Origin of the sequence: Allobacillus sp. SKP2-8, from assembly GCF_007559355.1 — a bacterium.
In the GTDB taxonomy this organism is placed as follows: Bacteria; Bacillota; Bacilli; order Bacillales; family Alkalibacillaceae; genus Allobacillus; species Allobacillus halotolerans.
Map to the genome: position 1 here is coordinate 143,097 of NZ_VMHF01000003.1, position 13,870 is coordinate 156,966.

Consider the following 13,870-nt stretch of genomic DNA (forward strand, 5'->3'; position numbering starts at 1 on the left):
TTGGTGGATTGGCCCGTGCGACAAAAGACGCCATCCGTGCCTGTGATGCCTATGGGTTCGATTATATTTTAATTGAAACAGTAGGTGTCGGACAGTCGGAACTCGATATTATGAAGGTTGCCGACACGACGTCTGTTGTCTTAACCCCGAATAGTGGGGATGTATTACAAGTATTCAAAGCCGGCATTATGGAGATTGCTGATTTGTTTATTTTAAATAAAGCCGACATTCCGGGTGTGAAAAAACTAAAACGTCAGCTAAAAGACCTCATTCATCTTTCCAGCGAGAACCGGGCCTTTGAACCGGAGATTGTTGAAACAAGTGTCGTCGAAAACTTTGGCTTTGATCAGTGGTTTAGAGCGATAGAAAACCATCAACAATTCTTGAACGATACCGACCTTGGAAAGGAAAGACGGGCAAACAAGCTGCGTCATGAAGTATACGAGTTAATCCAGGAAGCGATCTGGAAAGATGTCGAAAGTTTTATTGAAACAGATGAAACAAAGCAGCAGACGCTTCAGAAAGAAGATAACTCCTATGCGCTAGCCGAAGCCTGGTATAAAGAGTGGAAAGAGAAAAAGAGAGGGTGAACTGGATGGATCACCGGATCACTTCATCGATAAAAGATGAGGCACTGGTTAAGAAACGATTAAACCAGCTACAAAAAGGTGCTGTCCAATTATTTAAACAAAAAGGATTTCACCGGGCGACGACCCGGGAAATCGCCAAAGCGGCAGGTTTCAGCATCGGAACATTATATGAGTACATTCGAAAAAAAGAAGATGTCTTATTTTTAGTCTGCGATGCCGTCCACGATGAAGTAAAGACACGTATGGAAAATGTCATTGATCGTAACTCCACTTCAGAAGAAGCCCTCAGGCAAGCAGTGTTCGCTTATTTTCAAATCATGGACCAAATGCAGGATGAAGTCTTGATTTTATACCAAGAATTGAAAGCCCTTCCAAAAGAAGATCAAGAATATGTCATGCAAAAAGAACGTGAAATGGTTGGGATTCTCGAACGAGTGATCAGCAATAGCTATGCCAATGTATTGGATGAAAAAAATGTGAAATTGGTTGCCAATAATGTGTATGTTCAAGGGCAAATGTGGGGCTTTCGCAGATGGTTAATTCAAAAGGAGTTTACGCTTCAAGAATATATGGAAATGCAGTTTCAATTACTGAAGAGCCAATTGGCTTTTCAAGCGAATTAATATGAGGGAGGAACGAATCATGCAACAAACGAAACCGTATCATGTGAAGCATGCTGTCCGTTTTGTTACAGCATCCAGTTTATTTGATGGTCATGACGCTTCCATCAACATTATGAGACGAATTTTGCAAGCGAGCGGTGCCGAGGTCATCCACTTAGGGCATAACCGTTCGGTCGAAGATGTAGTGAATGCAGCGATTCAAGAAGATGTCCAAGGGATTGCGATCTCATCCTATCAAGGCGGTCACGTTGAGTACTTCAAATACATGGTCGACTTATTGAATGAAAAAGGTGCCGGTCACATCCGCGTGTACGGTGGCGGTGGTGGGGTTATTTTACCTCGCGAGATTAAAGAACTTCACGAATATGGCGTGGCACGAATCTTTTCACCGGATGATGGACGTGAAGTTGGTCTTCAAGGGATGATCAACAATATGCTTGAGGAATGCGATCATCCGACACCAATGGATATTGAGAATGATGTAGAAGCTGTCAACAAGGGAGATTACCAGGCAGTTGCCCGCTTGATTAGCCACGTGGAAAATGAGGATGTCGCTAGTGAAGATATCATCGGTAAACTGACAACGAAAAATGATGGCGCTCCCGTTTTGGGGATTACCGGAACCGGTGGAGCTGGTAAAAGTTCATTGACGGATGAATTGATCCGCCGATTCATTAACGAAGTACCGGATAAAAAGATAGCGATTTTATCTGTCGACCCAACGAAGAAGAAAACCGGCGGCGCGTTACTCGGTGACCGAATCCGCATGAACGCGATTTTTAATCCACGCGTTTATATGCGCTCATTGGCGACGAGAGATTCAAAGAGCGAGCTATCCAAGTCAATCCAAGAGGCTATTCAAGTCGTAAAAGCAGCAGATTTCGATTTCATTATTATCGAAACGAGTGGGATCGGGCAAGGGGATGCCGAAATTACCGAAATCACCGACCTTTCCATGTACGTGATGACAGCGGAATTCGGTGCACCAACGCAGCTTGAAAAAATCGACATGATCGACTTTGCTGACTTTATCGTCATTAATAAATTTGAACAAAAAGGTTCAGAGGATGCGTTCCGCCAAGTTCGAAAGCAGTACGAACGAAGCCGGATGTTGTTTCATCAAGACCCAGAAACATTCCCGGTATTCGGTACGATTGCGAGCCAGTTCAGTGATCCAGGTACAAACACGCTATTCGCTTCCATCTTAGAAACATTGAATGAACGGTATGACTGGGATGTTGAAGTGCCATTTGATACAACGATCAAGATTGTCGAAAAAGATAACTTGATTATTCCGCCTGAACGTCGTCAATATTTGCGAGATATTGTAGACACGGTACAAAATTATAAAAAAGATGCCGAAAAGCAAAGTGAAGCGGCGCGCAAACTGTATCAACTAAAAGGCGCCAAAGAAGCAATGAACGATGCAGAAGTCAAAGAGATTGATGAGTTGATTGACACATATGAGAAACAGATTGATCGCAACAATCTTGAACAACTTGAAAACTTTGATGAACTTAAAGAGCAATATCAACAGGATCAGTTGACGTATAAAGTACGTGACAAAGAATTCACTGTCGATTTGAATACAGAATCGATTTCTGGGTTAAAGATCCCGAAAGTTTCTCTTCCGAAGTATAGTGATTGGGGAGATCGTCTGTATTGGTTGATGACGGAAAACGTACCAGGTTCTTTCCCTTATACGGCAGGTGTTTTCCCGTTTAAACGGAAAGGCGAGGACCCAACACGTCAATTTGCGGGAGAAGGTACACCAGAGCGGACCAACCATCGCTTCCATTATCTATCGAAAAACGAGGAAGCCAAGCGACTCAGTACAGCATTTGACTCCGTAACTTTATATGGAGAAGATCCAGACGAGCGCCCGGACATTTACGGGAAAGTCGGTGAATCCGGTGTCAACATTTGTACCGTTGAAGATATTAAGAAATTATATGAAGGGTTTGATCTAACCCATCCGATGACTTCAGTATCGATGACGATCAATGGACCGGCTCCAATTATTCTAGCGTTTTACTTCAATGCGGCAATCGACCAACAAATCGATAAATTCAAAGAAGAACATGGCCGTGAACCGAATGACGAAGAGCGCGAGCAAATTAAGAAGGAAACAATCTCGGTCGTACGTGGTACCGTGCAAGCAGATATTTTGAAAGAAGACCAAGGCCAAAACACTTGTATCTTCTCAACAGAGTTTGCCTTGCGTTTAATGGGTGACATCCAGGAATACTTCATCGACAATGAAGTCCGTAACTATTATTCTGTTTCGATTTCTGGTTATCATATCGCCGAAGCGGGCTCGAACCCGATCAGTCAGCTCGCATTCACCCTTGCGAACGGATTTACGTATGTTGAATACTATCTAAGCCGCGGCATGGATATTAATAAATTTGCACCGAACCTATCATTCTTCTTCTCGAACGGACTTGACCCAGAGTATACCGTCATCGGACGTGTTGCACGCCGAATCTGGGCGATTGCCATGCGAGAAAAATATGGTGCAAATGACCGAAGCCAAAAATTGAAATACCATATCCAAACATCCGGCCGTTCATTACACGCACAGGAAATTGCCTTTAATGATATCCGGACGACACTTCAGGCACTCTTGGCAATTCAAGACAACACGAATTCCTTGCATACGAACGCCTATGATGAAGCAATCACGACACCAACGGAGGAATCCGTGCGCCGTGCGATGGCTATTCAAATGATCATCAACAAAGAATTCGGACTGACGAAAAACGAAAACTCCATCCAAGGCTCGTTCATCGTCGAAGAGCTAACTAAATTAGTGGAGGACGCCGTCTTACAAGAGTTTGAGCGAATCAACGACCGCGGCGGTGTCTTAGGCGCAATGGAACGTCAATACCAACGCGGAAAAATCCAAGAAGAATCACTCTATTACGAAAGCAAGAAACACTCCGGAGAACTTCCGATCATTGGAGTGAACACATATCTGAATCCGAACCCACAATCAGAAGATGACATTAACTCAATGGAAGTTGCCCGGGCAACGCAAGAAGAAAAAGAACAACAAATTAAAAATCTACGTGACTTCCAAAAAGCGAACGAAGCAGAAGCAAAAGAAGCGTTGGAACGCTTGAAGAAAGTAGCCGCTTCAAACGGAAACATCTTCGAAGAGCTCATGGAAACCGTGAAAGTCGCAAGCCTCGGACAAATCACCCATGCCCTTTACGAAGTCGGCGGCCAATACAGAAGAAATATGTAAGAATACAAACCCGAACGAAGACGAATAAGTCCACGTTCGGGTTTTTTACGTAGATTTTGAAAGTCAGTCTGGTGGTCAGGGCGGGATGATGCTGGGGAGTGCGGGTTAACCCTGAAGAAGTGTGGATTAACGCTGAAGGAGTATGAATTAACACTGAAGGAATGCAATTTAACGCTGAAGAAGTACGAATTAACCCTGAAGTAGCGCGGAATAACCCTGAAGGAGTGCAAATTAACCCTGAAGCCCTCCGCATTAACCCTGAAGGGGCACAGATTACCCCTGAAGAAACGCGCGAATTAACGCTGAAGTAGTACGGGTTAACTCTAAAGGGGGTGCGAATTAACACTGAAGGATAGTAAATAAACCCTGAAGAAGTACGCAATAACCCTGAAGGAATGCAAATTAACCCTGAAGCCCTCCGCGTTAACCCTGAAGGAGCACAGATTAACCCTGAAGGAGCACAGATTAACCCTGAAGGAGCACAGATTAACCCTGAAGGAGCACAGATTAACCCTGAAGCATCCCACTTTAACCCTGAAGGAACGGAAATTAACCCTGAAGCAATGCAGAACAACACTGAAGGAAATCAAAATAAAGACGAATATTGACATGACCCTTTGTGCTAGCAGCAGCAAAAAATTCTAAAACGCACATTTAATCTACATAAGCTCAGCGTTTTCGTGTAGAATTTACTTCAAAAGGAGCGATTCTATGAAAACCATCATCGTAATAGTCGGAGGCAGTGGCTCGGGAAAAACAACAATTGCACATCAACTGGAAACGCACGGCTTCGAAAGACTGATCACGACGACCACTCGCTCAATGCGTGAAGGAGAAGTAAATCATCACGACTATCATTTTGTTTCAAAAGAGGAGTTTAAAAATCTCGATAAGATAGAAGAAAGTGAGTATGCGGGAAATCACTACGGATTATCCGCGAATGAAGTCGATACAAAGCTAACGCAACATCATCAGTTAGTGATCTGTATGGACATGAACGGTGCGAGAGCGATGCAAAGGAAATACCCTGAATATACAAAAGTCGTTTTCATCCGATTAACGAAAGAGCTGCTAGTGGAACGACTAAACCGCAGAGGAAGTTCTGAGGAAGAGATCCAAAGCCGATTGGAGGAAGCAAAGAAAAAGAACGAATTCGGCATGCCAGAGCAAGTGAATGTAGTCATTGAAAATAAGGATTTAAACGAAAGTGTACAAACCATCCTACAACTTACACAGAAACAAAAAGAAAAAGCCGACCGTTAAAGGAAGGCTTTTTTGATGTTACTATTGACCATTCACATGTGCTGTCCGTTCAAATAAATGCGCTAACCGTTTAAACGATCGCCCCGACCGTTCAAACGAAGACGCCAACTGTTCAAATAAGCACGCCGACCGTTCAAACGAACACCCCAACCGTTCAAACGACCGCGCTGACCGTTCAAATAAGTGCGTTAACCATTCAAACGATCGCGCCAACCGTTCAAACGACCGCGCTGACCGTTCAAATAAGTGCGCCGACCGTTCAAACGAATGCGCTAACCGTTCAAATAAGCACGCCGACCGTTCAAACGAATGCGCTAACTGTTCAAACAAACACCCCAACCGCTCAATCACTCACCACGCGACAACTCATCTACGGTGCTACATTCGCTTGTTTTCTCATCTTATATCCAACTAGACGTAAACTAATCGCAATGAAGATAATTAGGATCAATCCATAGGTTGAGATATCCATGAAGTGTTCGTTGCGGATGATGATATCTCGTAAGGCTTCGACGGAGTAAGAAACAGGCATAAATAAACCAATCCGATTCATCCATACGACATTTTCACTCGGTAAAATTCCGGAAAAATAAAATTGCGTCAAATGAATCGCGAAAATTGTAAAACCAAACTGGAAGAATGTTCGTGTGAAGGCTGCGACTACCATGCCGAGACTTACGGCGACAAGGCTGATCAACCACACGGTCAATAAGGCCCCCCAGAAAGATCCTGCAAAATATAGATCCAATTGATATATGCTATAGCTTAAGATCAATAACGATTGAATCAATGAAAGAATGCTGAACAATAAAAAGTAAATGGTAATGAATCGTGTGCCGTTCAAATGAAATTCATACGTTTGAACCTGTCTGGAGAACAGCATGGCACTACAAATCAACGTAAAGGCAAAGGCCAAAAATGCGATTAAGCCAGGGCCGATATAATCGTACCAGTTGTTTTGCGATGTACCGTGTAAATACAATGTATCAAAGGCACGATCATCAGCTGATAAATTAGCGTACATTTTATTGAGCGCGAGATTCGTGCTGTAGTTGGCGTGTGGCTTGCTCCCTTCCAACATCAAAAATCCACCTTGATTTTCGACAGTGAAAAAGGCATCCAACTGACCTGCTGATAATTTATTCAATGCTTTTGCTGTCGTAATCTGTTCAACGTTTACGTCCTGTTGCAACAAAGAAGCTTGCATCCGCTCAGAAATTTCTTCGACACCGATTGTCGGCTCGTATGCTTCCTCTTGTAAGATAGTTGAACTTAAAAATAGCAATAATAATGGTGTGATCAACATAAAAATGATGATGATTGGATTTTTCCAAAATGATTGAATCACGAATCGGATTACTTCTGATAATGGCCAGCCATTCATTCGCATCATCCTTTTCCAAATAACTCTTACTCTTATTTTAGAACATTCAGTCGAAATATGTAACTCATAAGAATTATGACGAGAAAACACGAGCTTTGTTTGTCGAAAAACCAACTGCTTCATAGGTTTAGTGTAGTTGAAGATAGGCACCTTTTTTCCAATGTTTGCTTTCTTTTTATTTCAGTAGATTAATTTTTAGGATAATGTGGTAAAATGCACATATCTATATTAAAATGATAGTATTTCAAACGGAGAATCATGTTCAGTTGATTTTTCCATACGGCATGATAAAATAGGAAACCATTTGATGATTAAGGTCTTAAAGGAGTGCTGACAATGGGTTTGGAAAAGTATGCAAATGAAGATATGAAAGAAATTTCAATGATTGAGATCGCTTATGAATATTTACAAGATGAAAATCAATCTGTTTCATTCAGTGATTTATATAATAAAATTGCCGAAGAAAAAGAAATGTCTGAGCAAGACAAAAAGACGTTCATTTCACAGTTTTATACGGACTTAAATGTTGATGGCCGTTTTATTCCAGTCGGTTCAAATGTTTGGGGATTAAAGCAGTGGTATCCATTTGATAAAACAGAAGAGGATATCATTAAGCTTGAAGAAGTAGAGCGTCCAAAGCGTAAAAAGAAAAAACGTAAAAAGTCTGATACAGATACAATTGCCGATGAGCCAGAAGAGGATTACTTGAAGGAAGATCTACAAGATGTAGATGCTGGATTCTCTGAAGAAGACGATGGGAACCTTTTCGGTCAAGAGGAAGAAGAAAGCGAAGATGAATTCTTCGATGAAGACGAAGAAGAAGTGGAAGACTTCGATGAAGATGACGAGGAAGAAAAATAATTCTTCCAGGACATAACCATCTTGACTTTCGCAAAATAAAACAGTAATATTCTATGTGGGCTCTTAAAAAATGTCAGCTCCCGATTCGTTCGGGAGCTTTTTTTGTTTTTATTAGCAGCTTTTCATCTCATAAAATTAAAATAAATGGTAATGACAGAAAGAGAGGAACGAAAATGACGAAATATATCTTTGTGACAGGCGGGGTTGTTTCTTCGCTTGGAAAAGGAATTACAGCAGCATCTTTGGGGCGCTTGCTGAAAAACCGAGGTTTAAATGTAACGATTCAAAAATTCGATCCGTATTTGAACGTAGATCCAGGGACAATGAGTCCATACCAGCACGGTGAAGTATTTGTCACGGAAGACGGTGCAGAAACAGACTTGGATCTCGGGCACTATGAACGATTCATCGATATTAATTTGAATAAGTACAGCAACATTACGACAGGGAAAGTTTATTCTTCCGTTATTCGGAAAGAACGCCGTGGTGAATATTTAGGGGGTACGGTACAAGTTATTCCACACATTACAAATGAAATTAAAGACCGTGTCTACAAAGCGGGCAAAGAAACGAATGCAGATGTCGTTATTACCGAAATCGGTGGTACGGTAGGAGATATCGAAAGCTTGCCGTTTCTTGAAGCGATCCGTCAGCTGAAAAGCGACCTCGGACGCGATAACGTCATGTACATTCATTGTACGCTCGTTCCTTATTTGGAAGCTGCAGGCGAGTTGAAAACTAAGCCGACACAGCACTCCGTCAAAGAATTGCGTTCACTCGGTATCCAACCGGATATTATCGTGCTTCGTACCGAAAAAGATATTAGTGAAGGCATGAAACAAAAAATAGCACTTTTCTGTGATATTAAGGAAGAAGCGGTTATTGAAGCTCATAACCAGGAAGTGCTTTATGAAGTCGCGTTGGAAATGAAAAAACAAGGGCTCGACCAGCTTACTTGTGAACATTTCAGCTTGGATTGTCCTGAAGCGGATATGACCGAATGGGAGGAACTCATTCATCGGGTGACCAATCTTTCTAAAACCGTAACCATCGGCTTAGTCGGAAAATATGTCGCTTTGCCAGATGCTTATATTTCTGTCGTTGAAGCGTTGAAGCACGCCGGTTATCCTGCTGATGCGGATGTCAAAGTCAAATGGATTGATTCCGCTAAGTTGACGGCAGAAAATGCAGCTGAACAATTCAGTGACGTATCTGGAATCATTGTTCCTGGTGGATTTGGTGACCGTGGTATCGAAGGTAAAATAGAAGCGATCCGTTATGCGAGAGAAAACGAAATTCCTTTCTTAGGTATTTGTTTAGGTATGCAGTTGGCAACGGTCGAGTTTGCGCGGAATGTTCTAGGACTGAAAGATGCACACTCAGCAGAGATCGATCCAGAAACGCCTTACCCAGTCATTGATTTGTTGCCGGAACAAAAGAATATTGAAGACTTAGGTGGAACGCTTCGTCTAGGTGTCTATGCATGTAGACTGTTGGAAGATACAAAAGCATATGAGGCATATGACCAACAAGAAATCATTTACGAACGTCACCGTCACCGTTTTGAGTTCAACAACGAATACAGAGAGCAGATGGAAGAGCAAGGCTTGATTTTTTCCGGTCAAAGCCCAGATCATCATTTAGTGGAAATCGTGGAATTGAAAGATCATCCTTGGTTTGTGGCATCCCAATTCCATCCAGAATTCAAATCACGCCCAACACGACCACAGCCTTTATTCAAGAATTTTGTCGATGCTTGTATGAAATTGCAGAAATAAACCTAGCAATCCCAAAATAGGTTAAAATTTCTTATGAATGTATTGTGTTTTTATTCCATTTCATCTAAGCTGAATATGGATGGTTGGAACGGAGAAGGGTGATGGGATGAAAAACACGACCTTATTCATCATTGACGATGAAAAGGGCATAAGAATGATGCTCAAAGAAGTTTTCGAACGAACAGGTTACAATGTTTTCACTTATGCTAATCCGTTTGATGCCAAAATGGCGATCAACGAAAAAAATCCAGCTTTAATTTTAGTGGATTATCGAATTCCTGAAATGAAAGGCGATCAATTCGCTCATGTCATTCAGGAAGAAGGCTTTAGAATTCCTGTGATTCTGATGTCAGGAGCCGATAAAGAAGAAATGCATGATAAAATCCATTCAGACGCAATTGTAGAAATTGTTGAAAAACCGTTTAACATTCTAGATATCATACAAATCGTTGAACAAAATTTATATGATTTCGTAAATATCTCTGAATAATGGACAGATGAAGTTGCGAAGCTAATGCATAGTTTGGTATTCTATAAATAGATTGTGCATGAACATTTTTCAGTTGATGCAAAGTGTAACACTCGGTTGTTGCCGATTACGTTTAAACTCACTCGAGTGTTCGTCAAATGACGAAAATCTCGTCAAAGTCCATGCAAGTAGGAGGAAATCTGCTGTGCCGTTAGTTTCCATGCTTGAACTGTTGCAAATGGATATAAATAAATCATTAAAAAAACACAGTAAGAGTGTCTCTACAGAAGAAGGCTGATCCATAATTGGGTTGGCCTTTTCGTCATGGAATCAAAAACCTCTCAGAAAATAACTGAAAAGAAGGAGCTAATTACAAATGAAATTTTTTATTGATACAGCAAATATTGATGAAATCAAAGAAGCAAATGCGTTAGGTGTTTTAGCGGGCGTAACAACAAACCCATCACTTGTCGCAAAAGAAAACGTTTCTTTTCACGATCGTTTAAAAGAAATCACTCAAGAAGTGACAAAAGGTTCGGTAAGTGCGGAAGTTGTTTCCGAAGATGTTGACGGAATGATGAAAGAAGCAGAAGAACTCATTAAAATCGCACCGAATATTACGATTAAAGTACCAATGACACTTGAAGGATTGAAAGCTTGTAAGCAACTTACGGACAAGGGTGTCACAACAAACGTCACACTTGTTTTTTCCGCCAACCAAGCATTGCTTGCGGCTCGTGCTGGCGCGACATACGTATCTCCTTTCCTTGGCAGATTGGACGATATCGGACAAAACGGCATGAACTTAATTGCTGAAATTGCTGAGATTTTTGACCGCCATGCGATTGACACACAAATTATTGCAGCAAGCGTCAGACATCCGATGCACGTAACAGAAGCGGCAATTAATGGAGCACATATTGCAACGATTCCATTCAACGTCATTCAGCAACTCGTGAAACATCCATTGACCGACCAAGGCATTGAGAAATTTTTGGCCGACTGGGAAAAAGCAAATAAAGAATGAATTTGTGAAGAGTCCGCATAATAAGGACTAGAATAATTTTAGAGGGGTATCACAAATGGAAAAACTACTCATCGAGGGAGGCCACGAATTAAACGGCACTGTACGGGTCAGTGGTGCGAAAAATAGCGCTGTAGCTCTTTTGCCAGCTACTATTTTAGCTGAATCCGAAGTGACGATTGAAGGTCTTCCAGATATTTCAGACATTCAAATATTGAAAGAGCTACTTGAAGACATTGGTGGAACCGTTTCGCAAACAGGTGAAGATGTGACGATTGACTCAACAGATATGATCGACATGCCACTACCGAATGGAAAGGTGAAAAAACTCCGTGCGTCTTATTACTTTATGGGTGCTATGCTCGGTCGGTTCAAAAAAGCAGTCATCGGCTTACCGGGTGGATGTAATTTAGGTCCACGTCCGATTGACCAGCACATCAAAGGTTTTGAAGCTCTCGGTGCCAAGGTGACGAATGAGCAAGGTGCGGTTTATCTCCGGGCGGATGAATTGGTCGGCGCGAAGATTTACTTGGACGTCGTCAGCGTCGGTGCAACGATTAATATTATGCTTGCCGCTGTCCGGGCCAAAGGGAAAACAATTATCGAAAACGCCGCGAAAGAACCGGAAATCATTGATGTCGCTACCTTACTGAACAGTATGGGCGCAAACATCAAGGGTGTTGGAACGGATGTCATCCGCATTGAAGGAACAGATGATTTGAAGGGATGTAAGCACACCATCATTCCAGACCGAATCGAAGCGGGTACTTATACGATTATGGCTGCAGCCAAGGGCGGGGAAGTCATTATCGATAATGTCATTCCGACACACTTGGAGTCGTTAACAGCGAAACTCCGTGAAATGGGTGTCGAAATTGAAGCGGAAGATGAACGGCTGATTGTCCGCGGAAACCGACCGTTCCATTCTTGTGATATCAAGACGCTTGTCTATCCAGGATTTCCGACGGATCTACAACAGCCGCTTACGACATTATTAACGCAAGCAGAAGGAACGAGTGTTGTGACAGATACCATTTACAGCGCGCGTTTTAAACATATCGACGAACTACGCCGGATGAATGCTTCCATCAAAATTGAAGGAAGTTCAGCCATTATTACAGGGCCATCTCGATTAGAAGGTGCAAAAGTGAAAGCGAGCGACTTACGCGCAGGTGCTGCATTAGTGGCCGCCGGTTTACTGGCTGATGGCATCACAGAAATCGTCGGATTAGAGCATATCGAACGAGGCTACCATGACATAACGAAAAAATTATCTGATTTAGGCGCTGTCGTTTGGAAAGAAGCGATGACAGAAGAAGATCAGAAATTTTATCAAAATATATAAATACCTTGTAAACAAACAGACGAGGGAATTGCAACACCAAAAGGGGAGGAACCTATATGGAAAGAAGTTTATCAATGGAAATCGTTCGGGTCACCGAGGCTGCAGCAATGGCCTCTGCACGTTGGATGGGCCGTGGCGAGAAAGAAGAAGCAGACAACGCAGCAACGGAGGCCATGCGAAAGGTATTTGATACAATTCCAATGAATGGACGAGTTGTGATTGGTGAAGGCGAAAGAGACGAAGCACCGATGCTTTATATTGGTGAGGAGCTTGGAATGACAGGTGGACCGGATGTAGATATCGCGGTTGACCCGGTGGAAGGAACGAACATCGTTGCCTCAGGTAGCTGGGGAGCATTCGCAGTCGTCGGGATTGCCGACCGCGGACATATGCTTCACGCGCCGGACATGTATATGGAAAAAATCGCTGTCGGTCCGGAAGCGGTCGGGAAAATCGACTTGAATGCCTCCGTTACAGAGAACATGAAAGCTGTTGCCGAAGCAAAAGGAAAAGCTATACAAGATGTCGTCGCTTGTGTATTGAACAGACCTCGACACCAACACATCATTGATGAAATCCGCGAAAACGGCGGACGAATCAAACTAATTCCAGAAGGCGACGTAGCCGGAGCAATCAACACAGCATTTGACCATACAGGTGTTGATATCCTATTCGGAACAGGCGGCGCACCCGAAGGAGTACTCGCTGCCGTCGGTTTAAAATGCCTCGGCGGAGAAATCCAAGGCCGTTTGAAACCAGAAAACGACGAGCAAGTCGAACGATGCAAAAAAATGGGCATCGACGACCCGAATCGCGTACTGACAATGGAAGACCTCGTTTCAGGAGACGACGCCATCTTCGCAGCATCCGGCATTACAGACGGTGAACTGCTAAAAGGTGTACAATTCAAAGGCGATCGCGCAACCACACAAACCCTAGTCATGCGTGCACTATCAGGCACCATCCGTTTCGTCGACGGTGCCCACCGCCTAACAACAAAACCAAACCTCGTCATGACAGATGAGTAAAACTTTTATTAGGAAACCAACCGCTGTGGCGGTTGGTTTTTTGATTTAAAGCCTTGAGTGGAACATTTTTGCTTAGGCAAAAATGGACCTTTTGATGTCTTTCACCCCATCCCGCGTGACAAGCTGCTGAAAAGAAGTGTAGACGTCGAAAAATGAAATCGAGCCGTCGAAAAGTCAGCTCGAGCCGTCGAAAAACAGAGTGAAGCCGTCGAAAAGTGGGGTCGAGCCATCGAAAAAGCGCGCCTAGCCATCGAA

At 42.8% G+C, this 13,870-nt stretch carries 12 protein-coding genes and 1 pseudogene; 12 read left to right on the plus strand and 1 reads right to left on the minus strand.

Annotated features, from left to right (window positions below):
- From FPQ10_RS13285 to FPQ10_RS05415, 6 genes and pseudogenes are all read left to right on the plus strand, one after another.
- A pseudogene (locus tag FPQ10_RS13285) lies at positions 1-590 on the plus strand (methylmalonyl Co-A mutase-associated GTPase MeaB); the annotation flags it as partial.
- Between the two features lie 5 nt (positions 591-595).
- Positions 596-1,213 (plus strand): TetR/AcrR family transcriptional regulator, encoded by a 618-nt coding sequence (locus tag FPQ10_RS05400; protein ID WP_144161421.1) that lies wholly within the window; start codon positions 596-598, stop codon positions 1,211-1,213.
- A 19-nt stretch (positions 1,214-1,232) separates the two neighbouring features.
- Positions 1,233-4,463 (plus strand): fused isobutyryl-CoA mutase/GTPase IcmF, encoded by a 3,231-nt coding sequence (gene icmF / locus FPQ10_RS05405; protein ID WP_144161424.1) that lies wholly within the window; start codon positions 1,233-1,235, stop codon positions 4,461-4,463.
- Positions 4,464-4,624: 161 nt separating this feature from the next.
- On the plus strand, positions 4,625-4,774 hold the full coding sequence (locus FPQ10_RS12960) for a hypothetical protein (RefSeq protein ID WP_186278550.1): 150 nt from the start codon (positions 4,625-4,627) through the stop codon (positions 4,772-4,774).
- Positions 4,775-4,858: 84 nt separating this feature from the next.
- Positions 4,859-5,071 carry a hypothetical protein gene (locus FPQ10_RS05410; protein ID WP_144161427.1) on the plus strand — a complete coding sequence of 71 codons (213 nt, stop codon included), beginning with the start codon at positions 4,859-4,861 and terminating at the stop codon, positions 5,069-5,071.
- Between the two features lie 103 nt (positions 5,072-5,174).
- The gene (locus FPQ10_RS05415; RefSeq protein ID WP_144161430.1) at positions 5,175-5,726 is read left to right on the plus strand and encodes a guanylate kinase; all 552 of its coding nucleotides are present in this window, start codon (positions 5,175-5,177) and stop codon (positions 5,724-5,726) included.
- A 370-nt stretch (positions 5,727-6,096) separates the two neighbouring features.
- Here the strand turns inward: FPQ10_RS05415 and FPQ10_RS05425 are convergent, their stop codons facing one another.
- Positions 6,097-7,110, minus strand: coding sequence for an ABC transporter permease (locus FPQ10_RS05425; RefSeq protein WP_186278551.1), 1,014 nt, complete (start codon positions 7,108-7,110; stop codon positions 6,097-6,099).
- A 336-nt stretch (positions 7,111-7,446) separates the two neighbouring features.
- Between FPQ10_RS05425 and rpoE the strand changes: the two genes are divergently transcribed.
- From rpoE to glpX, 6 genes are all read left to right on the plus strand, one after another.
- A complete protein-coding gene (rpoE, locus tag FPQ10_RS05430) occupies positions 7,447-7,971 on the plus strand; it encodes a DNA-directed RNA polymerase subunit delta (RefSeq protein ID WP_144161440.1) in 525 nt (174 codons plus the stop codon).
- Between the two features lie 173 nt (positions 7,972-8,144).
- Positions 8,145-9,749: a CTP synthase gene (locus FPQ10_RS05435; RefSeq protein ID WP_144161443.1), complete on the plus strand. Its 1,605-nt coding sequence runs from the start codon at positions 8,145-8,147 to the stop codon at positions 9,747-9,749.
- 106 nt (positions 9,750-9,855) lie between these two features.
- Complete coding sequence (locus tag FPQ10_RS05440; protein ID WP_186278552.1) at positions 9,856-10,239, plus strand: response regulator; 384 nt, start codon at positions 9,856-9,858, stop codon at positions 10,237-10,239.
- Between the two features lie 355 nt (positions 10,240-10,594).
- The gene (fsa, locus tag FPQ10_RS05445; protein ID WP_144161451.1) at positions 10,595-11,245 is read left to right on the plus strand and encodes a fructose-6-phosphate aldolase; all 651 of its coding nucleotides are present in this window, start codon (positions 10,595-10,597) and stop codon (positions 11,243-11,245) included.
- 55 nt (positions 11,246-11,300) lie between these two features.
- The gene (locus FPQ10_RS05450) at positions 11,301-12,587 is read left to right on the plus strand and encodes a UDP-N-acetylglucosamine 1-carboxyvinyltransferase (RefSeq protein ID WP_144161454.1); all 1,287 of its coding nucleotides are present in this window, start codon (positions 11,301-11,303) and stop codon (positions 12,585-12,587) included.
- A gap of 56 nt (positions 12,588-12,643) precedes the next feature.
- Complete coding sequence (glpX, locus tag FPQ10_RS05455; RefSeq protein WP_144161457.1) at positions 12,644-13,615, plus strand: class II fructose-bisphosphatase; 972 nt, start codon at positions 12,644-12,646, stop codon at positions 13,613-13,615.
- The last annotated feature ends 255 nt before the right edge of the window (positions 13,616-13,870 follow it).

Coding starts and splice junctions, on each gene's coding strand:
- FPQ10_RS05400 (WP_144161421.1), top strand. CDS start 596: ATGGATCACCGGATCACTTCATCGATAAAAGATGAGGCACTGGTTAAG.
- icmF (WP_144161424.1), top strand. CDS start 1,233: ATGCAACAAACGAAACCGTATCATGTGAAGCATGCTGTCCGTTTTGTT.
- FPQ10_RS12960 (WP_186278550.1), top strand. CDS start 4,625: ATGCAATTTAACGCTGAAGAAGTACGAATTAACCCTGAAGTAGCGCGG.
- FPQ10_RS05410 (WP_144161427.1), top strand. CDS start 4,859: ATGCAAATTAACCCTGAAGCCCTCCGCGTTAACCCTGAAGGAGCACAG.
- FPQ10_RS05415 (WP_144161430.1), top strand. CDS start 5,175: ATGAAAACCATCATCGTAATAGTCGGAGGCAGTGGCTCGGGAAAAACA.
- FPQ10_RS05425 (WP_186278551.1), bottom strand. CDS start 7,110: ATGAATGGCTGGCCATTATCAGAAGTAATCCGATTCGTGATTCAATCA.
- rpoE (WP_144161440.1), top strand. CDS start 7,447: ATGGGTTTGGAAAAGTATGCAAATGAAGATATGAAAGAAATTTCAATG.
- FPQ10_RS05435 (WP_144161443.1), top strand. CDS start 8,145: ATGACGAAATATATCTTTGTGACAGGCGGGGTTGTTTCTTCGCTTGGA.
- FPQ10_RS05440 (WP_186278552.1), top strand. CDS start 9,856: ATGAAAAACACGACCTTATTCATCATTGACGATGAAAAGGGCATAAGA.
- fsa (WP_144161451.1), top strand. CDS start 10,595: ATGAAATTTTTTATTGATACAGCAAATATTGATGAAATCAAAGAAGCA.
- FPQ10_RS05450 (WP_144161454.1), top strand. CDS start 11,301: ATGGAAAAACTACTCATCGAGGGAGGCCACGAATTAAACGGCACTGTA.
- glpX (WP_144161457.1), top strand. CDS start 12,644: ATGGAAAGAAGTTTATCAATGGAAATCGTTCGGGTCACCGAGGCTGCA.